The sequence below is a fragment of the Paraburkholderia phytofirmans PsJN genome, from assembly GCF_000020125.1.
GTDB classification, from domain to species: Bacteria; Pseudomonadota; Gammaproteobacteria; order Burkholderiales; family Burkholderiaceae; genus Paraburkholderia; species Paraburkholderia phytofirmans.
In genome coordinates this window covers 1,744,839-1,762,384 of record NC_010676.1, presented here as the reverse complement: position 1 = coordinate 1,762,384, position 17,546 = coordinate 1,744,839, and the positions used below count along the sequence as shown (strand labels likewise).

21 protein-coding genes and 1 other annotated feature (1 of these 22 only partly in view) are annotated in these 17,546 nt (G+C 60.8%); of the genes, 11 read left to right on the top strand and 10 right to left on the bottom strand.

The window, feature by feature from the left end; genetic code table 11:
• Positions 1-2 precede the first annotated feature (2 nt).
• The 6 genes from BPHYT_RS27585 (at position 3) to BPHYT_RS27560 (ending at position 6,369) form a co-directional block, all read left to right on the top strand.
• Complete coding sequence (locus BPHYT_RS27585; RefSeq protein WP_012427416.1) at positions 3-752, top strand: ATP synthase F0 subunit B; 750 nt, start codon at positions 3-5, stop codon at positions 750-752.
• On the top strand, positions 730-2,307 hold the full coding sequence (locus BPHYT_RS27580) for a F0F1 ATP synthase subunit alpha (protein ID WP_049869313.1): 1,578 nt from the start codon (positions 730-732) through the stop codon (positions 2,305-2,307). Before BPHYT_RS27585 ends, BPHYT_RS27580 begins: the two co-directional genes overlap by 23 nt.
• Positions 2,304-3,152: a F0F1 ATP synthase subunit gamma gene (locus BPHYT_RS27575; protein ID WP_012427414.1), complete on the top strand. Its 849-nt coding sequence runs from the start codon at positions 2,304-2,306 to the stop codon at positions 3,150-3,152. The genes BPHYT_RS27580 and BPHYT_RS27575 overlap by 4 nt, the downstream gene beginning before the upstream one ends.
• A 192-nt stretch (positions 3,153-3,344) precedes the next feature.
• The gene (locus BPHYT_RS27570; RefSeq protein WP_012427413.1) at positions 3,345-3,842 is read left to right on the top strand and encodes a universal stress protein; all 498 of its coding nucleotides are present in this window, start codon (positions 3,345-3,347) and stop codon (positions 3,840-3,842) included.
• Positions 3,843-4,480: 638 nt separating this feature from the next.
• Positions 4,481-4,960: a lecithin retinol acyltransferase family protein gene (locus BPHYT_RS27565; protein ID WP_012427412.1), complete on the top strand. Its 480-nt coding sequence runs from the start codon at positions 4,481-4,483 to the stop codon at positions 4,958-4,960.
• A 296-nt stretch (positions 4,961-5,256) separates the two neighbouring features.
• Positions 5,257-6,369 (top strand): PAS domain-containing sensor histidine kinase, encoded by a 1,113-nt coding sequence (locus tag BPHYT_RS27560; RefSeq protein ID WP_012427411.1) that lies wholly within the window; start codon positions 5,257-5,259, stop codon positions 6,367-6,369.
• Between the two features lie 265 nt (positions 6,370-6,634).
• Here the strand turns inward: BPHYT_RS27560 and BPHYT_RS27555 are convergent, their stop codons facing one another.
• From BPHYT_RS27555 to BPHYT_RS37530, 3 genes are read right to left on the bottom strand one after another with little or no spacing between them, the layout of a single operon-like run.
• On the bottom strand, positions 6,635-7,231 hold the full coding sequence (locus BPHYT_RS27555) for a rhomboid family intramembrane serine protease (protein ID WP_012427410.1): 597 nt from the start codon (positions 7,229-7,231) through the stop codon (positions 6,635-6,637).
• Positions 7,228-7,875 carry a lysophospholipid acyltransferase family protein gene (locus BPHYT_RS27550; RefSeq protein ID WP_167315773.1) on the bottom strand — a complete coding sequence of 216 codons (648 nt, stop codon included), beginning with the start codon at positions 7,873-7,875 and terminating at the stop codon, positions 7,228-7,230. The genes BPHYT_RS27555 and BPHYT_RS27550 overlap by 4 nt, the downstream gene beginning before the upstream one ends.
• A complete protein-coding gene (locus tag BPHYT_RS37530) occupies positions 7,866-8,705 on the bottom strand; it encodes an acyl carrier protein (RefSeq protein WP_167315772.1) in 840 nt (279 codons plus the stop codon). The genes BPHYT_RS27550 and BPHYT_RS37530 overlap by 10 nt, the downstream gene beginning before the upstream one ends.
• Positions 8,706-8,969: 264 nt before the next feature.
• On the opposite strand from BPHYT_RS37530, the gene BPHYT_RS27545 reads away from it, so the two are divergent.
• Entirely contained in the window at positions 8,970-9,662 is a 693-nt protein-coding gene (locus BPHYT_RS27545) for a CBS domain-containing protein (RefSeq protein ID WP_012427409.1), read from the top strand.
• 41 nt (positions 9,663-9,703) lie between these two features.
• A complete protein-coding gene (phaP, locus tag BPHYT_RS27540; protein WP_238535759.1) occupies positions 9,704-10,189 on the top strand; it encodes a TIGR01841 family phasin in 486 nt (161 codons plus the stop codon).
• A 121-nt stretch (positions 10,190-10,310) separates the two neighbouring features.
• Here phaP and BPHYT_RS27535 read toward each other — a convergent pair whose 3' ends face one another.
• A complete protein-coding gene (locus BPHYT_RS27535) occupies positions 10,311-10,628 on the bottom strand; it encodes a hypothetical protein (RefSeq protein ID WP_148225156.1) in 318 nt (105 codons plus the stop codon).
• Positions 10,629-10,956: 328 nt separating this feature from the next.
• On the opposite strand from BPHYT_RS27535, the gene BPHYT_RS27530 reads away from it, so the two are divergent.
• Positions 10,957-11,607 carry a BON domain-containing protein gene (locus BPHYT_RS27530; protein ID WP_012427407.1) on the top strand — a complete coding sequence of 217 codons (651 nt, stop codon included), beginning with the start codon at positions 10,957-10,959 and terminating at the stop codon, positions 11,605-11,607.
• A 74-nt stretch (positions 11,608-11,681) separates the two neighbouring features.
• Here BPHYT_RS27530 and BPHYT_RS27525 read toward each other — a convergent pair whose 3' ends face one another.
• The 5 genes from BPHYT_RS27525 to BPHYT_RS27510 form a co-directional block, all read right to left on the bottom strand.
• Positions 11,682-12,251: a lipocalin family protein gene (locus BPHYT_RS27525; protein ID WP_012427406.1), complete on the bottom strand. Its 570-nt coding sequence runs from the start codon at positions 12,249-12,251 to the stop codon at positions 11,682-11,684.
• A 220-nt stretch (positions 12,252-12,471) separates the two neighbouring features.
• A complete protein-coding gene (locus BPHYT_RS27520) occupies positions 12,472-13,218 on the bottom strand; it encodes a LemA family protein (RefSeq protein WP_238535758.1) in 747 nt (248 codons plus the stop codon).
• 317 nt (positions 13,219-13,535) lie between these two features.
• Positions 13,536-13,799: a transposase gene (locus BPHYT_RS39735; RefSeq protein ID WP_012427404.1), complete on the bottom strand. Its 264-nt coding sequence runs from the start codon at positions 13,797-13,799 to the stop codon at positions 13,536-13,538.
• Positions 13,800-13,819: 20 nt separating this feature from the next.
• The gene (locus BPHYT_RS27515; protein WP_012427403.1) at positions 13,820-14,011 is read right to left on the bottom strand and encodes a hypothetical protein; all 192 of its coding nucleotides are present in this window, start codon (positions 14,009-14,011) and stop codon (positions 13,820-13,822) included.
• Between the two features lie 83 nt (positions 14,012-14,094).
• Positions 14,095-14,457 carry a hypothetical protein gene (locus BPHYT_RS27510; protein ID WP_012427402.1) on the bottom strand — a complete coding sequence of 121 codons (363 nt, stop codon included), beginning with the start codon at positions 14,455-14,457 and terminating at the stop codon, positions 14,095-14,097.
• 200 nt (positions 14,458-14,657) lie between these two features.
• On the opposite strand from BPHYT_RS27510, the gene BPHYT_RS27505 reads away from it, so the two are divergent.
• Positions 14,658-15,641, top strand: a complete 984-nt coding sequence (locus BPHYT_RS27505; protein WP_238535757.1) for a Crp/Fnr family transcriptional regulator — start codon at positions 14,658-14,660, stop codon at positions 15,639-15,641.
• 7 nt (positions 15,642-15,648) lie between these two features.
• Here the strand turns inward: BPHYT_RS27505 and BPHYT_RS27500 are convergent, their stop codons facing one another.
• Positions 15,649-16,359, bottom strand: coding sequence for a hypothetical protein (locus tag BPHYT_RS27500; protein ID WP_012427400.1), 711 nt, complete (start codon positions 16,357-16,359; stop codon positions 15,649-15,651).
• Between the two features lie 491 nt (positions 16,360-16,850).
• Here BPHYT_RS27500 and BPHYT_RS27495 point away from each other — a divergent pair, with 491 nt between their 5' ends.
• Entirely contained in the window at positions 16,851-17,231 is a 381-nt protein-coding gene (locus BPHYT_RS27495) for an FUSC family protein (protein WP_041759189.1), read from the top strand.
• A gap of 188 nt (positions 17,232-17,419) precedes the next feature.
• Positions 17,420-17,546 (top strand) — a sequence feature (23S ribosomal RNA rRNA prediction is too short) (it continues 7 nt past the right edge of the window).

Here is a 17,546-nt window from a genome sequence, read left to right as displayed (position 1 = left end):
TCATGCGAATCGACTGGTCGACGCTCGCCTTGCAGACAATCAATGCACTGGTCCTGATCTGGCTGCTGGCGCGTTTCCTGTTCCGGCCGGTCTCGCAAATCATTGCCGAGCGGCAGAAGGCGGCGCAGGCACTCATCGGCGAAGCTGATGCGGCGAAGCAGGCGGCGCTTCTCGAACGCGACACAGCGGCTCGCGAAACGCTGCAGATCATCGCCGCGCGTGACGACACCATGAAAAAGATCGCGGCGGAAGCGGCTCAGGAGAAGTCCGCGCTGCTCGCCGCGGCGCAGGCGGAAGCCGCGAGGTTGCGCGCCGCCGCGGGCGCCGAAGCCGAAGCCGAACGTGTCGAACAGGACAAGCTCGCGGCGCGCCGGGCGACCCGGCTTGCTGTCGATATCGCAGCAAAGTTACTTGCCAGGCTGCCCGAGAGCCTGTCCGTAACAGGCTTTATCGATGGTCTCGCCGCCGGCATTGCGCAACTGCCTGAAGCTGTTCGCATGCAACTCGGCGCGAACTGCGCGACCCTCGTGCTCGCCGCGCCGCGCCTGCTGCGCCCGGAGGAACAGGCTCGCTGCCAGGAAGTGGTCACGAACTGTTTGCAGCGGGTTGTGCCGCTTCAGTTCGAGGTCGATCCTCAAGTGATTGCCGGACTCGAATTGCGGGCGCCCCACGCCGTCGTGCGTAACAGCTTTGGCGGCGATCTTGCGCGGATTACGGCAGTGCTGCTGGATGGCGACCATGTTCCCGCCTGAGACGGCCGACGATCCATGGCTCGCGCAGCAGCGTCTCACGCTGGCGCGCACTTCGATTACTGCGCAGGCCGAAACGCTCGGGCGCGTCGAACGTGTCGGTGACGGCATCGCGTTCGTCTCGGGACTGCCGGACGCAGCGCTCAATGAACTGCTGCGCTTCGAAAGCGGAGCGACAGGCTTTGCCCATACGCTGGACGCCGATGAGGTCAGTGTCGTCCTGCTCGACAACGACGGCGCGATTGAAGCGGGCGCGCGCGTGACGCGTACCGGCACCGTGCTTGAAGTGCCAGTCGGCGAAGGCTTGCTGGGCCGCGTGATCGACCCGCTCGGGCGGCCACTCGACCGTGACGAGCCGATCGTGGCGGCGATGCGCATGCCCGCCGAACGGCCTGCGCCGTCGATTGTCGAGCGCGATCTGGTCAGCGAACCGGTCGAAACCGGCGTGCTGCTCGTCGACGCGCTGTTCGCCATTGGCCGCGGCCAGCGCGAGTTGATTATCGGCGATCGCGCCACCGGCAAGACCTCCCTGGCGATCGACGCGATTGTCAACCAGAAGCAGTCGGACATGATTTGCGTCTATGTGGCGATCGGCCAGCGCACGACTGCCGTGCAACGGGTGATCGAAGCCGTCCGTCAGTACGGTGCGCCGGAGCGCTGCATTTTTGTGGTGGCTACCGCCGCGTCGGCGCCGGGGTTGCAGTGGATTGCTCCGTTTGCGGGCATCACGGTTGCCGAGTATTTTCGTGATCGCGGACAGCATGCTCTAGTCGTCATCGACGACCTCACCAAACATGCCGCGACTCATCGCGAACTGGCGCTGCTCACGCGCGAACCGCCGGGGCGCGAGGCGTATCCCGGCGATATCTTTTATGTTCATGCGCGCCTGCTCGAACGCGCGGCCAGGCTCTCGACGAAACTGGGAGGCGGCTCGCTCACCGCGCTGCCGATTGCGGAAACCGACGCGGGTAACCTGTCCGCCTACATCCCAACCAACCTGATTTCGATTACGGACGGCCAGATTGTGATGGACGCCGCGCTGTTTGCCGCGAATCAGCGGCCGGCCGTCGATATTGGTTTGAGCGTGAGCCGGGTTGGCGGCAAGGCGCAACATCCGGCTTTGCGGGAGGTATCGGGCCGCCTGCGCCTCGATTACGCACAGTTCCTCGAACTGGAAATGTTCAGCCGCTTCGGCGGTCTGACGGACGCGCACGTTGCCGGGAAAATCGCCCGTGGTCAACGCATCAGGGCGCTGATCGCACAACCGCGCTTTAGCGCATTACGCACCGTCGACGAAATTGCTTTGCTTGCCGCGCTGGCGGCGGCCGTTTTCGATGCGGTGCCAGCCGGGATCGCCGCACAGGTGCGCACGGAACTGGTTGCGCGAGCGCAGGGTCAGCACGTGCGATCCGAGCTTCCGCAAGCATGCGCGCGAATATCGGCCAAGTCGTCTGACACGGACACTCCGGCCGAGTTGATCGCCACGGTCCGCGAACTCGTTCAGCAATTGACACTTCGCGCCGCTAACGTTGCGTCCGATCTGGATCTCGCGCGATGAGCGGCAAACTTGCGGAAATCGAGTCGCGCAGCACCACGGCGCAGCAACTCGACGCTGTCATCGGTGCCATGCGCGGCATCGCGGCCGCCCGCTCACGCGAGGCTCAGGGGCGACTGCCTGGCATTCGCTCCTCGGCGTCGACCGTCGGCGCCGCGATCGGTGGCGTGCTTGCCCATGGCGCCGGGACATCGGCGGATACGCCCGAGCGCGGCACCCAGATCGTTATCGCGTTGTGCGCGGAGCAAGGATTCGTGGGCGCGTTCAACGAGCAGATTCTCGACCACGCGCTAGTCCGTCACGCGTCGGCGGATTGCGAGTTCCTGGTGGTGGGAACACGTGGTGAGATCGCGGCGCACGACCGTCGCGTTGCGCTCGTGTGGAGTTCGCCGGCGGCTTCCCATGCCGACGATGTGCCCACACTCGCCAGCCGCCTCACCGACGCGCTTTACCAGCGCCTCGACCAGCGGCCCATCACCGGCGTTTGCGTCATTCATGCCGTGCCCGGGATCGCGTCACATAACGAAGTCGTCGAACACCGTCTTATTCCGTTCGATTTTTCGCGTTTCCAGGTCGTGCGGCGCAATCAGCCGCCTCTACTGACGCTGCCCGTCGGGCGCCTGCTTTCGGGGCTAATCGAAGCGTATGTGTATGTGGAATTGTGCGAGGCGTTGATGCTCTCGTTCGCTGCGGAAAACGAAGCGCGTGTGCGAGCTATGCTGGCCGCACGCGGCCATGTGAAGGAGACGCTTGAAGAACTGACGCAACGTTACCGCCGGGTCCGTCAGGATGAAATCACGGCCGATATCGTCGAACTGGCGGCGGGCGTGGTGCAACGGTCGACGTGAGGCGCGGCGGTTGCCGCCGGCGCTGAAAACTCTCTGCGGCTCGTAAGCCGCCCTGTTGTTTTGATGCAAGTCAACGACCTCACGTGGGTCACGCCGATCATCGAACCACTGCCTCGACCGATCCGGCTACCACGCTTGCTCGAGAGAGCAGTCATTTCAACAGACGAGGCGCATTGCGCCAGGTGCGGAATCATGTATCACACGATCCTGTTGGCCATAGACGGAAGCGAAGCCTCGCTTCGGGCGCTGGACCACGCTCTCGACATTGCAACACTCGCGCACGCGCGCCTGCACGCTGTCTATATCGTTCATCCCTGGCGTGTGTCGGAGTACGCCGGCTACTATGATCCGGGGGACCTCTGCAAGGTACTCCGCGAAGATGCCAAGGTCGCATTGGAAGCTGCCCGCACGGCGATGGCCAGACGTGGTGTGAGGGGTACGACGGAAATCGTCGAGACGCAGAGTGCCTCGGACGATATCGCGAGCTGTCTGCAACGCTGCGCCCAGCTCCACGAAGCTGCGCTTGTCGTGATGGGTACGCACGGCAGGCACGGTGTGGCCAGAGCCGTGCTCGGCAGCGTCGCCGAGCAGTTTCTGCGGATGTCTAGGTGCCCCGTGTTGCTGGTTCGAAGCAGCGCGAACCTTGGTGACCGGAGCGCTTCTGCGTCTGTATCGAGCACGCCCGGATAAGGGGCGCATCACTTGCGACCGCCGATTGCCAACAACGCTCTTTTCCGATTGCGTACCACGGGGCGAAAGCACGGCGAAGCTGGTTGATGACGAAGTCTGCCGCGGGCTCGCCGCAGCGCACGCGCGAAAGCAGGTTGAAAAAAATGCAGATCGCGAATCTTGTGCTCGAGCTCAATTCAGAGCGCGACGTCGCCATTGAGCGGACTACATAGCGGAAAGCTTCGGGACAGCTATCTCATCTGTTGTCAGTTCCATCGCGGCTGCCTATCGGCATTCTCGGTTTAATACCGACATCAATCACTTACCGGCCGAAAACAAGGTGTGGCGGGCTGTTTGCACTTTGCAGAAATCATTCCCTGCTAAACCAGACGGAAGCGAGTGAGTCTGCAGGTCCGGACATCACGAATCTGCCGACGAAGCGTTTGGTTTATCGCAGCCAAAACGACTCGCCATGTCAGCTAAATCCGACATCGTTGCCGAACATCGGACGGCAAGTCCAGCCGAGGCTGATTGTTGCGACTCGCACCGGTAACAATACTAGAAGCATGTCAACGAACGAAGCGTTCGGTCTCGCGATGATCTGCCCATTTAGGCGGGCTGGACATCGGTAAACACATCCCTGTTTGCAGGAGCGAGCCATGAGCCAACCCGATCATGTGCAAGATGCAACCGCCGCGTCCGAACCTGACCTGTCATGCGGAGCGCACCTCGCCACGCGGCGCCAGGGCTACGTGCATCACGGCATCTATATCGGAGACGGAAAGGTCATTCATTACGCCGGCTTTTCACGTCGCTTCAGCCGCGGCCCAGTTGAAATTGTCTCGATCGATGAGTTTGTGGCGGGCTTCGGTTTCGAGGTTATATTTCATCCCTTTGCGAAATTCAGGGGCGCGGAAGTCGTGCACCGTGCAGCATCACGCCTTGGCGAACACAACTACCGGCTTCTTACCAATAACTGCGAGCATTTCTGTGTGTGGTGTCTGTTCGGCCGGGGGAGAAGCGAGCAGGTACAGGCATGCATCCGTAACCCGGCGCACGGGATGGTTGTGATCGTCACGCTCGTCGCCTGCGCTTTGAGCAGTCAATCGCATTTTGTGTCGCCCCTTCCTCTTAACTGAAACCCGTTTGTCATGACAGAACGCTTCTGCTTGACGCGTGCCGTGCCGCTTGAGGCTTGCTCACGCGACGGTTGCTGAAAAGAAGAACCCTCATAGCCGCAGGCCGTTTGTCCGGATAGCCGCTTCTCGATGCCGCGCGGGCATCGGCAAGGCGTTGCGCAGAGCCTTGCGAGAACATCGCCATTGACCTAGCATTTTTATTAGATCACCGCTTACCTGGTCCCAGGTCTGAGTCGGCCACTCGTCCTGCCATCCGATCGTCGGCACAGGGCCAGCCTAAATCCGAAAAGACCACCATGCAGCAGGACAGCCCCGACTGGAGCACCTCGCGGAACCTGAGCGATATCGATATCGAGCATCGTTACCGGCTGCTTATTGAGGCGGTGCAGGATTACGCGATCTTCATGCTCGACGCAGCAGGCAATGTCGCGAGCTGGAATCTCGGGGCGCAGCGAATCAAAGGTTATTCTCCAGACGAAATTGTCGGTCGCCATTTTTCCCGGTTCTATACCGACGAGGACATCGCGGCTGGCAAGCCAGCGCAATTGCTCGCCACAGCCGCATGGCAGGGGCGCGTCGAAGACGAAGGCTGGCGCGTGCGCAAGGACGAAAGCCGGCTATGGGCGAACGTGGTGATTACGGCGGTTCATGATGAACAGGGCGACTTGCTGGGATTCGCGAAGATCACCCGCGATATGACAGAGCGGCGCCGGCTGGAGGACCTCGAGCACGCAAGTGCCGCGTCGGCACTCGTGCAGCAGGCACGTGAGAACGAGCAGAGGCGCATCGCGCGCGAATTGCATGACGACCTGGGGCAGCAGATCACTGCGCTCAAGATGACACTAGCGCTTCACGAAACGGAACTGGCGCGGCATTTTTCTGAAGCGGGTCGCGCGCGACTGGGTTCAGTCCGCGAGATGGCCGACCAACTTGACGCGATGGCCACATCAATGCGGCGCATTGCAGCTGATCTTCGCCCTCCCATGCTTGACGACCTGGGACTTGAAGCTGCGCTCGAATGGATGACCGAAGGCTTTGAGCAGCGTTACGGCGTGCCCGTTCGATGCGAGATTAGCCCCGACGTGCTATGCCTGAACGATTTGGCCGCCATTTCGCTGTATCGCGTGATTCAGGAGGCGCTGACGAATGTCGCGCGCCACGCTCGGGCGAACGAGGTATTCGTTACGTTGTCAGCCGATGACCGGCACTATCACCTGCAGATTCACGACGACGGTGTGGGGCTGCCAAAAGCCCCTGCGCCACGAGCCGATTGCTTCGGTCTGCTCGGCATGCGCGAGCGGATCAGTCAGCTGGGCGGTGTTCTTTCTGTCGACAGTATTCCTGGCCGCGGCGTCACCATTACGGCACGGGTGCCGTTGGCGCGCGTTCTGGTGGAAAGCCAGCCGTGAGTCCTTTTCCGCGTTGGGTTGCGTGTGATTCGCAGAGTCGTCCTGGCAGCTTTAGCCAATAATCGCGACGGGAAAAACTCTCGATCGGCACTTCTGTATCGAAGGTCACAGTCCGCTCCATGTCTTCACGAGAGAGTGGGTCCCGGTGCCGCGCCCGGCAGATCTCGAAGTGTGTCTTATGACCTGGCCGAGCACTCGGCCGTGCGGTATGGGGGCATTGTTCGGCGCAGGGAAGGCGTTCTGGCGATGCTCTACTGTGACGGCCTCACTCAAGCCGCCGCTCGCGCGACGGCGCACGCATCCAGTGCAGGAGCAGGACTGCGGCGCCAAGCATTCCGCCCACATGCGCGAAATGGGCGATACCGCTTTGCGCGCCTGCAACGCCGAGTACGAGTTCCAGGACGCCATAGCACGTGGCGAAGAGCCACGCGGGCATCGGCACTGGCGGGAAGAGAAGGATTACGCGGCGGCGCGGGAATAGCAGCGCGTAACCGACCAGCAGGCCGAATACGCCTGCCGAAGCTCCAATGGCCGGCGCACGCACCGTCACATCGGCCAATCCGACCGCCAACTGCAGCAGAGCGCCGCTGAGCACGCTTGTGAAGTACAGCAAAACAAGATGCGCACGGCCGATCGTGCTTTCCACGTCGCGTCCGAACATATACAAGCCGAACATGTTAACGGCCAGATGCATGAAATTTGCGTGTAGAAAGCTATACGTCAATAGTTGCCATATGTGAAAGGCTGGGACGCCGCTGCTGCTGGTTGCCGGCCAGAGCGCAAATAATCCGATCAGCCGGTCAGGATCGAGCTGCTCGATCAGAAACGCCGCAGTGTTCAGAACCACCAGCATAGCGATCATGAAGAAGTCTCCGCGAGATGTTGCTTTTGATCGGGTTCAGATTTCCCACTCTGAGCAGTACGCGCAACGAGCGAGGGCTCACCGCAACGGGTAAGAATCGCGCTTCGGGCGGCGTCGCGAAGCCTCGCCATTGCGCCGAGGTCTAGCCCGTCAGGTGCGATGGGCGACAACATGGCGACCGAGATGGGTCCCCGGCGGGGGATCCAACTGCCATCGGGCAACACCGCGCGCATGCCGGCGAGCGCCACCGGTACGACGGCTCGTCCGCTGCTGCAAGCCACCCGGAACGCGCCGAGGCGGAACGGCAGCAGACCCGCACCTCGCCCGAAAGTGCCTTCTGGAAAGAACAGCATGGGAGTGTCTCCATCCGCCTGCCCTATGAGCCGCTGCTCGTCCTCGATACTGCCGCGGTATTCGCGCCGCTCGACGAAACAGGTGCCGATCGCGCGTAGAAGACGGCCGGATATCCAGTGTCGGTCGAGGCCACGTTTGGCGACGAAACGGACGGGCTGCGGCAATACCGCAAGCAGGATCAGGCCGTCCAGGTAACTGCTATGGTTGGCCACCATGACAACGTTACGCATTGTCATTGCGCGGGGATCGATTTCCACATCGGCATGCAGCCGCGCGAGTTTCAGGAACACGCGGGCGAGCTTTGCGGTGCCGTGCCAGTTGCGCGACGTATTCCCCGAGAAGATCGCGGCGCATGCGAGCGGCGCCAGCATGCCCAGAATCGCCCAGCAATAGAGGCCATACATCGTGTGCGAGATCCGGCGTGCAATCCGTCGCGAGAACGGCACGATAGCGCTGGCCACGACGCGAGTGAGTTGCCACCACGCGGGCCGAGCTTGTGAAGGTATGGCGCCGCCTTCGAACTGCGCGAGCGAGGCGGCATGCCGAAGCTTGCCGCTGGGTGTTTTGAGAATGCTGCCGGTCGCGACGAGCCGGGGCCAATGCCGCGGTTGCGCAGATCCGAAGCGGCCGCAGCGGCGCGGCGATGGAGATCGCCATATGACAACTCGGCGGGCGTCACGCCATCTTCGACAAAGACGATGTGGGTGCGCTGCGGATGCCGGTCCACGTGCCACAGCAATACCTCAATCAATGTCGTCGCATCGGTCGGTGTGTCGCTGCTGAGCGAGGCAGGCCCGCAGACAGGCTGTGTTTCAGGCGCGGTCGCGCCGCTGGCCGCCGATATTATCTCGCGTTCAATGGCATGCACGAGATCGGCGGGCGTGAGAACCGTTGCAAAGTCTTCGAGCGGCACGCGCACATGCAAAGCCTGTTCGATCCGGCCGAACAGGTCCGCCCGCGCGAGGCTGTCGAAACCCAGATCCCGCTCGAATTGCGAGTCGAATTTCACGGCGTTTGGGTCGGTCGCGTCCCTGTGGGTTTCGGCGTATACCACGGCAACAACCCCGAGAACCTTCGCGGCAAACGATGCATCGGCGAATGCTTCATTGGTTTCCATCATGATCTGGGCCCAGACGGTATGCCGACTATTCGACATTAGACGGCGGCTGCCGGATTGATTTGCGTCAATCGGCAAGCTGGGGTCACAGCAGACGCGCCCGCATGTGCATGCAACGCCGCTCCAGATGATCCATGTCAAATGAGAGGATGCGGCGCCGTCCTAATCTCGAACCACACGCGAGGGATAACCGATTCGCCGGGCGTTGACGGTGAATACGAATGCGGTCCCACGAATGAGGAACCTAAACCTTAGCCGAGGCTTACCATGCGCGCATCCGATGTCATGACCCGCTCAGTCATATCAGTCCATCCCGACTCGACGGTAAGAGAGGTCGCCAAAATATTTGTCGACAACGGAATAAGCGGCGCACCAGTGCTCGATGCTGACGGCCATCTGATCGGCATGATCAGCGAGGGCGATCTGCTTCGCCGCAACGAAATCGGCACCGACGAACGCTCGCGAACCTCGTGGCTCGATCATCTCTGGTCTGCAAGCCATGAAGCGCGGGATTACATCAAGACCCATGCGACGAAAGTGCGTGACGTGATGTCTACCGAGGTCGTGACCGTTCAGCCCGGCACGCCGCTCGGCGAAGTAGCCAGCATTCTTGAGACACGGCGCATCAAACGCGTGCCCGTGACCGAAGCGGGGCGGCTCGTGGGCATTGTGAGCCGTGCCAACCTCGTGCAGGCCCTCGCCAGCGTGCCAGAGCAGCCAACGTCGGACGTGACGCTTCCGGATGCCGAGATTCGCGCGATGTTGCTGGGCGAGCTTGCTGGTCGTAAATGGAGCTTCGCGGGACGCAATATTGTCGTCGTCGACGGCGTCGTGCATCTGTGGGGCGTGTTCCATTCGTTGGAAGCAGTCGAAGCGGTTCGTGTGGCGGCGCAAACCATACCCGGCGTCAAGCGCGTGGACGATCACACCGAGCCGTATCCTGTGATGCCGGGCATCTAGCAGAGTTGCGCCCTGCGCCGGCCGGCGCAAACCTTGGAGGCATGATGGCTCAGATCATTCCCGAGCAATGGCTCGGCATGGAACGCAGTGGATTCGACCAGATGTTCGACATCACAAGTCGGTGCTGCGACGCTTTTGAGAAGCTGACTGCGTTGAATCTTCAGGCAATCCGCTTTGGTCTTGCCAAGACCCAGGAGGGCCTCGCGCGCACATGCGTCGCGGACAATCTCCCCGAAATGTTGTGCTTGCCGACCTTGCTCGCACCAGCGGGATTCGCCCAGGCGCTGTCGTACAGCCGGCAGTTCTTCGAGATCATGTCTGGTCTCCAGCGACATTCTGTGCCGCCGCAACCGGCCAGCGCGGCTCGCCAACGCCCTGCGGCGGACGATTTGCTCGGCACCCTCGCCACCCGGTCGCTCGTGCCGTCCGACGTGCCGGCCGACACCACGACGACGAAAATGGCGGCCGCTGAGCCTGACAGGGAGTGGGCACGTGCGCAGGGGCTCCAGCCGATGCACACGGAGTAGCGATGTTTTGGCCGGCATTCAGGCCGCCGGAGCACCTCGGTGAGAAATTCCTAGGTCCGTAAGCCGCCGCCCATCACGTCATAGCCGTAGCGGGTCTTTTGCTCAATGTCCGGCGGCCGCTTCATCTGTCGTTTTGCACGTCGTGCCGTTCATTCGGCACGGCTGTTCCGTCCAGAACATCGAGCCGAGCCAATAGCGCTGATGCCCGGGCGGCCAGCGGACGCGGCATATCAGAACGGGTTGCCACCGACTTGACGCGCATGCGCCAGTACGTTGGCTCGAACACAACCTGCGACGAGGGACGGGGTTCACGTTCGAGTAGCCGCTCGAGCATTCCGATCATGGAAACGAGATGATCGAGATCACGTTCATGAAAGTGAATCTGCATAGTTTTGGTTCGGTCTGATGGCAACTGGGGATGTCGTTTGAAATCGAGCATGGCGCTACAGCGTCACTGCTCTGCCTCTTTCAGCATATGGGTGTGCCCAGACAGACGGTTGATCTGCGTCAGGCGCATGCGATTGCGAGCGTATAAGGAGCGCTAAAGAGGTCGCGTTAAAGCATTTTGACGAGTATGAGCACCGCCGTGGCAGCGTCGGCGCCACGGTTGACCTCAATCAATCGCCTTGCGAAGGGTCGCGTTAGGCTGAGTGGGCGGCGTATTTCAGCGGAGGCAGTTCGGAGCTTGTCTAACAGTCAGCTGCGCTGAACCAGTTGGCAAGAGCACATCCAATCGCGCCGGATCTTGATTTCGGAGGGCAATTTCCATGAAGCCGGATAGCCAGTTAAAGCAGGAAGTCGAGGACGAACTGATGAGCAGTCCGGCCGTCGACGCCAATGGGATAGGTGTTGCCGTTGTCGACGGCATTGTCACCCTTACCGGCCACGTGCCGGACTATGCGACGAAAGTCGCGGCGGAGAAGTGCGCGAGTCGAATCGGCGGCGTCGTCGCGGTGGTGATCGGCCTCGACGTGAAACTGCGCAAGTCGGAGCAACGCACGGACGAGGATATCGCCCTAAGCGTGCGCGCGGTTCTCGACTGGATTGCGGGCCTCGAGGAGGATTCGATCAGGATCAAGGTGGAGAAGGGCTGGGTGACGCTGAGCGGCGAGGTCCGGGACGGCTATCGCAGCCGCATTGCGGAGAAAAATATCGTCCACATGCGTGGCGTGACGGGCGTGACGAACAGCATCAAGATCCGCGGTTCGGCTTCGCCGCTCGACATCGAGTCCAACATTCGCAAAGCAATCCAGCGCCATAGCGATCGTGAGTTGAAGCATGTGGGAGTAGAAGTCGATGAGGGCCGAGTGATTCTGTCGGGCCGTCTCAGTTCGACCATCGAGCGCTCGATCGTGACGGGGGCCGCGCGTTCGACGCCTGGCGTGAAAGTGGTGGTAGACCGCCTCGTGGTTGGTTGATGTCGAGCAGACTTCGTTGCGCGGCGGGCTGGCGTGGGGTTGAATGTCCCGTGCGTCGGATCGTCTGTGTGTCGTCACTGAAAACCGGGTAGCCCGATTTGCCCGGCACTTTGCGGCACCCGGCGCACGCGGTCGACGTTGAAGCCCATGCCTTCAAGCCGGTCGAGCATATCCGAATAGGCGGCTTCGTCGATCGTCGGGTTGCGTGCGAGCACCCAGACCATGTTGCCGTCGGCCATGCAACGGATCGTGTAGCGATAGCCGGCATCTACATACGCAGTAACGACCACCACTTCAAACGGCCAGATCAATCCTACCCGCCATGTGGTGCCGCCTGTTCCCGGCATGACCTTCGCCACGAATTGACTTCCTGTGGCGGGTTGATCGAAGCTGTGGCGCCGGCCAAGGTATTTGTCGTCGATTTTCCCGTCGGCACGCAACGTCCACTCGTCGTAACTGCCGACGTAGTCGTGCTCGCTGAGAAACGGTGTTTCCGCGATCACATACCACTTTCCCATGTACCGTTCGAGGTCGATGGGCGGACCAGCCACGCATGCCGAGCGGGATACCCTGACCGAAGGATCGTGCGCGCACCCGGTCAGCCATATCGCCAACGCGGCGATGAACGCGGTTGATTTTTGCATGGTAGTTTCCTGCTTTGGATTTTGGTGGTTCGAAAAGAGCAGAGCAGAGCACAGCACGCGCATCAGGTTGCGCTGTGTTTCACGCCACGCTTACCACATGCCGTCTCCTGCTTAAGCCTGCTTTACGCCGATCGAGCCGGCCCGCGCCCCACGTTACACCGCGTCACGAAACTCAGACATGCGCGGTGAGCCCGAATCACGGCAGCGCGGTTGAACGCGACTAGACGCGCAAGCCGCCACGCAACGCCTGGAAATCGATGTGCGGAAGAGTCCGCAATCGTGGACGATCCGGTACACTGAAAGCAGGTTTCTCCTGTTCCGCGCACAACAGGGCGGCGACATTGTGCGGAAACGTGTGCAGCGCTGCATTGTAGATTTGAGCCGCTTCATCGTAGCGGTTTCGGGCAGAACTGATACGAGTAGCCCAGACGGCGAGCTTTCCCTGAAGTGTCCGGACGGTTGCATCAGAAGCCAGGCGCCGCTCGGATTCGACCTCGATCACAAGCGCGGATATGGCGTCGGTGAACTGCCGCTGCGCGACGTCGAACCGGTCGAATGCAATCGGGTCATTTGCGAGAGCGAGCGTGGCGGGCACGGCGATGACCTGGGCGCGAGCTTTGGCAATCGCGGCTAGCGCGGGCGTGCCGATCTTGAGTTTGTCCTGTGCAATCGCAGTCAGTTGCGAGACGATTCCAAGCCGCTGGGAATAAAGATCCAGCACCACCGTCAGCGATGCCCTGACGTTCGCATCGCTGGGCGGTGCGACATAGGTTATGCAGCCGCCCATTACCCATAGCACGAAAGCAGCGGCGATGAGGTACAACGTCTTTCTGAACGGTTTGCCTGCTACGTGCGGTGTTGCGGACGGCGTCGCCATCATCGCGATTCCCTCCAGTGCCAGACATCGGGAGCAGCCTTGACCGCGCAGGCCGAACTTGTTCGCTCGTTTTGCGGCCAGGGCTTGCAAACACGATAGGCGTTGCGGCGCGGCAGCGTTTGATCACGATCAATCCACGGCATTCATGGGTGTCATGACCCAAAAGATCGGATGCGACAACTTGTATGACGCCGGGGCGGCGCTCGTCACACCAGCGGTTTTACAAGCAATCGATAGCGCGAGTCGTGTTCAGATCGAGACTGCCCGTGCGGATCGCCGCGCCGCTCGACTGTGAGTGTCTGGTGCCTCAGCCGTCTGTCTGATGGGATCACCTTTCCGCTCTCCGACTTTCCGATGCCGCTCTCGCCATTGTTCAAAACGGTCGGAACGGTCAGCGCTGCACACGCCTAAGGCTCTTTATTGAGTATCTCTCTGGCCGCGCACATCAGGCCTTTTTTTTCCCATTCGCGCCACTTGATATAGCACGTCTGCGGCGGGGGATAATGGCCCGGAAGGTGATGCCACTTCGCACCCGTTTCCGCCACCCATAGAACGGCTTCGACAATCAGGCGGGGATCTCGCCGTGGTCGGCCAGCACCCTTCCGGTTCGCGGACACAAACAGGTGTTCGATCCTGGCCCAGTTTTCGTCCGAGAGCGGCAATTGAGGCATCTTGTGTATGAGAACAGTTGTCAAGCCGAATCCGGATAGCAGCCGGCAATGGCCAGAAGGGCCACTAGCGCGACGCCGATGACCGCACCTATCCAGATGAGTGCATTGTGAAGCGTAGACTCCTTCATGTGGCTCAGCTGATGATAGGGTTGCAGGTGCGCATCGTGATGCCCCGGGCCGGCAGAACCGCAGTGCTTTTTGGGGTGGACCATCTGGAACTCGAGCTTTCGAAACTGAAAAGAATCGAGCCTTGACTTAACCGGCTTCGCGAGCGAATCACTCGAAGCAGCATCTGTCAGCTGTCGGAGCTTTTGCTCTCGACCATCTCAGATGCAATGACTGTACGCGAAAGGGCGCCGAGGTCGGGAAACGTCACCTGCATGATTCGGGTAAGCTGCGCAGCGCATTGGCGCGCCTCGGAAGGCGCGTTCAATTCGAGAACTTCAAGGAGTTTGACCAGTACCGGCAAGAAGGCGTCCGACACGGGAGTTTCCCGGCCATGCTCTCGCAGGTACGCGCAGTAACCGAATAGATGGCGAATGAAATCGACCTGGTGCGCTTCGAATTGAGCGTCGTCCATTGGCGCGGATGCAACAGTCAGCGTTCTGTCGGCAGTCAATGTATGGGGCAGCCGCACGTACGATGTGTTATCGCTCAAGCGAGGTCCGATGATTTGAATGCAATAGTGGAAAGCGTGCGAACCACCCGGAGGCCCTATGCTATAAAGGTCATCCGGCCTGGGCCCGTGTTGCTTTCAGATCAGTATTTCATACCGCAATACGGTCGTCAAATCTATTTGACATATCTCTTTTCGCATAATTTTGAATGACATTCGACTGGCACGCGCTGTATGACGACGTGAAGCGGTTCGGCGACTTCGGGAGCGATGCCCAACTGGCCGAGTACCTCGGTTTGACGCGCGCCCAGATATCGGCGTGGCGCACTGGCAAAAGCGATCTGGGAACGCTGCCCAAACTGAAGATTCTGGACGCTCTGGGGCATGACTCGCTCCGGCCGGCGATTCTGAGTTTGCTGCCCGAACAGAACAGAGCGGAACTCGAACGTCTGCACATCAGTCTGGCTGAGCGAGTGTCCCGCGGCATGCGAGCGAGGGTTGGCGCCCATAACGAGGCTGAAAGCAATCGGCCGGTGCAGGGAGGGAACCGGTTGCTGACCGGCGCGAGTGGTGAAGAGTGGGCACGCATCGAGGCGCATCTGACGCCGGTTTCCATGCTGGCGGGAAAGGTGTTGTATGAGCCGGGCGATCCCCTCACGCTTCTGTATCTCCCCACTACAGCGGTGATTTGCACGACGCGTGCAACCAACGGCGGCGGTCACGCGGAGACCGCGATGATCGGCCGGGAGGGTTTGCTTGGCGTACCGGTGCTCGTAGGCGCGGATACCGCGGCATGCCATGCGGTGGTGCAAAGCGGCGGTGTGGCCTATCGGATGAGCGCTGAGTTTGCGGTGGAAGAACTGGCACGAGGCGGTTACATCCGGTCCGTCTTCTTTCGTTATGCGCAGGTGATGATCGCGCAAATGGCGCAGACAGCCTTGTGCAACCGGCATCATTCGGTTAGCCAGCGTTTTTGCCGCTGGTTGCTCATGACCCTCGACCGTGTTGATATGAGCGAATTCGAGGTCACGCAGGCGTTGATCGCGCGGATGATTGGCGTGCGCACCGCGAAGCTCGCGGAGGTTGCGAGGCAGGTCGAAAGTACGGGCGCGATCCGTTACGGTAAAGGGCGAATTCAGGTAGTCGACCGCGCCGCGCTGGAGCGCGAGGTCTGCGGGTGTTACGCCGTGATCCGGAACGAGTCCGAACATCTGTTCCGATTCTGACGAGCACTCACGGCGGACCGTCCGCGCTTTGGCCGAACGCATTCGCGTCGCCGATTTCGCTTAATTCGAGCCGCTTTTTCAAGCCGATTGCGTCCGCATAGGCGAGTGTAGCGGTCGGTCTAACCTGCTCGCAGCGCAGGACGTCGGCGCGCACGGCACGGTCGGAAGCAACTGTGACAACTTCCACGTAGCCAACGTAAGCGCGCCGGTTCTCCTTCTGGACACCTGCAGAAACTACGCGATAGACGATGCTCGACGTTCCTATGTCGATTTTTTGCTTTGCATGATCGACCGGCTGGGGTTTTAGGCAAGCAAACAGCACGCATATTTGCCCATCGCGAAGCCCCTGCGCGCGCGGGGCCCAAAGCTCCCGCAGAGAGTCGAGGGCCCGCGCCGTGCGCCGGCTCTGAAAAACGCTGATCAGAACAATGGCCACGACACATGCGAGCACAGTCAGCGCTTCCAAAATGTCGCCGACCAGACTATAGATGCTTGCCGCGAGCAACGGAACGACGTTGCACTCACGCAGTACTTCTCCAGGTGTCTGCGGCCATGTGCGCCTTGGTATCGAGTCGACAACGTCCCGGCAAGAGCAGGCGCGCCGCGCTCCCACATTCACGCTCGTCGAGCGGACGGCGATTACGCGTTGCGCCGATGACTTCGCTGCGGCGTAGAACCGTTGCGTGCCGACTCTCGTGGTGACCAAAGCCGATTGCATGTCGTTACCGTTTGGCTTGGCGGGCTAGTGTGCCGTTCAACGAAGGCTTATGACAGGGGGGCGACTGCAAATCCGTCTCGCTACAGGCTCATCCGAATCTTGCGGGGAAAGGCGCAATTCATTTGCGCTCCGAATTGCGCTGAACATGGCAAACCTCATATAACGCGATGGGCGACGAGCAGGAATACAAAGCGCTTCCCTGACGATCTGAGAATGATGCGACGTGCGCTTGTGAGTGTTGACTTGGATCAAGGCAGGCTATGGAATATCCGGTTTCAGAGCGGCTGAGCAGTGGACGTGCGCTGCGTATGTGTGGCCGGGTGGTCGAGCAAGCCAATCGGTAGTGCGATTCCAGGCCGGGGAGAAACTGATCCCTCACTGAATCGGTTTCTCCCTTAGCTTCCCCGACTGCCTGTCAGGCGCAGTCCAGGCTAATACAGCGACGACGAGCGTTATCATTTCAGCGTTCTATCTGTTCGTCGTTTTACCGAGTGGGCAAGACTTTCCGGTGCTGGTCATGTGAGGACGACACCGATCCGTCGATCGAAAGCCTGCGCGACATGCGCATCGCGCTCGATACACTCGACCTGCGCAGACTCTCGGGCAAGTTTCCCGGCGAGTTGCCAGTCGTCTTAAACCGGGTGCTCGACGACATTCGGTCGCACTATGAACGGTGTGTCGAATCGGGTCACCGTCAAAGCGTACCGCTGGCACTTGCAATCGACGTTGATGCCGCCATCGCGCGGATCATGGCCAACTTCGCGGCCGATCCGGATGTACCCGGCTACAAGCTGCGCAAAGGTGCGCTGCATGCACTCATTGGACTCCGGCTGTCGCTGTTTCCGGGTGCGGCGCCTGGCAACGCCTCCTGATCGGCGAGCGTTCTATGGGTGACTATTTGTTCCGCGGGAAGCAGCCTACTGCCCGGCAGAATCTCGTATGACCGAAGAGGGCGATCAGAGCCGACCACGTCGGGCAGAGGTCGGCGCATCTGAGCCGCACATCATGGCTTGCGCACGGATGGTTGAACGTCAGCTACGCACTCGTCAGCGGACCGTCGGAGCGCCACACGCCTGGTACAAGACAAACGAAGTGGTCGAACCTTTGGTGTACCGGCTGTCACGCCAGTGGCATCGTGGGGTAGCGAAGTTGCAGGAGATACCGCTGAAAGCATCGAGTGGGAAACT

What these genes read in the sequence shown, in the direction of transcription:
- BPHYT_RS27555 (WP_012427410.1), bottom strand. Translation starts at nt 7,231, where the DNA reads ATGATCGCTATGCTGGTGGTTCTGAACACTGCGGCGTTTCTGATCGAG.
- BPHYT_RS27515 (WP_012427403.1), bottom strand. Translation starts at nt 14,011, where the DNA reads ATGGTCCACCCCAAAAAGCACTGCGGTTCTGCCGGCCCGGGGCATCAC.
- BPHYT_RS27535 (WP_148225156.1), bottom strand. Translation starts at nt 10,628, where the DNA reads ATGCTCGATTTCAAACGACATCCCCAGTTGCCATCAGACCGAACCAAA.
- BPHYT_RS27560 (WP_012427411.1), top strand. Translation starts at nt 5,257, where the DNA reads ATGCAGCAGGACAGCCCCGACTGGAGCACCTCGCGGAACCTGAGCGAT.
- BPHYT_RS27500 (WP_012427400.1), bottom strand. Translation starts at nt 16,359, where the DNA reads ATGCAATCGGCTTTGGTCACCACGAGAGTCGGCACGCAACGGTTCTAC.
- BPHYT_RS27585 (WP_012427416.1), top strand. Translation starts at nt 3, where the DNA reads ATGCGAATCGACTGGTCGACGCTCGCCTTGCAGACAATCAATGCACTG.
- BPHYT_RS27565 (WP_012427412.1), top strand. Translation starts at nt 4,481, where the DNA reads ATGAGCCAACCCGATCATGTGCAAGATGCAACCGCCGCGTCCGAACCT.
- BPHYT_RS27570 (WP_012427413.1), top strand. Translation starts at nt 3,345, where the DNA reads ATGTATCACACGATCCTGTTGGCCATAGACGGAAGCGAAGCCTCGCTT.
- phaP (WP_238535759.1), top strand. Translation starts at nt 9,704, where the DNA reads ATGATGGCTCAGATCATTCCCGAGCAATGGCTCGGCATGGAACGCAGT.
- BPHYT_RS37530 (WP_167315772.1), bottom strand. Translation starts at nt 8,705, where the DNA reads ATGATGGAAACCAATGAAGCATTCGCCGATGCATCGTTTGCCGCGAAG.
- BPHYT_RS27545 (WP_012427409.1), top strand. Translation starts at nt 8,970, where the DNA reads ATGCGCGCATCCGATGTCATGACCCGCTCAGTCATATCAGTCCATCCC.
- BPHYT_RS27530 (WP_012427407.1), top strand. Translation starts at nt 10,957, where the DNA reads ATGAAGCCGGATAGCCAGTTAAAGCAGGAAGTCGAGGACGAACTGATG.
- BPHYT_RS27525 (WP_012427406.1), bottom strand. Translation starts at nt 12,251, where the DNA reads ATGCAAAAATCAACCGCGTTCATCGCCGCGTTGGCGATATGGCTGACC.
- BPHYT_RS39735 (WP_012427404.1), bottom strand. Translation starts at nt 13,799, where the DNA reads ATGCCTCAATTGCCGCTCTCGGACGAAAACTGGGCCAGGATCGAACAC.
- BPHYT_RS27575 (WP_012427414.1), top strand. Translation starts at nt 2,304, where the DNA reads ATGAGCGGCAAACTTGCGGAAATCGAGTCGCGCAGCACCACGGCGCAG.
- BPHYT_RS27580 (WP_049869313.1), top strand. Translation starts at nt 730, where the DNA reads ATGGCGACCATGTTCCCGCCTGAGACGGCCGACGATCCATGGCTCGCG.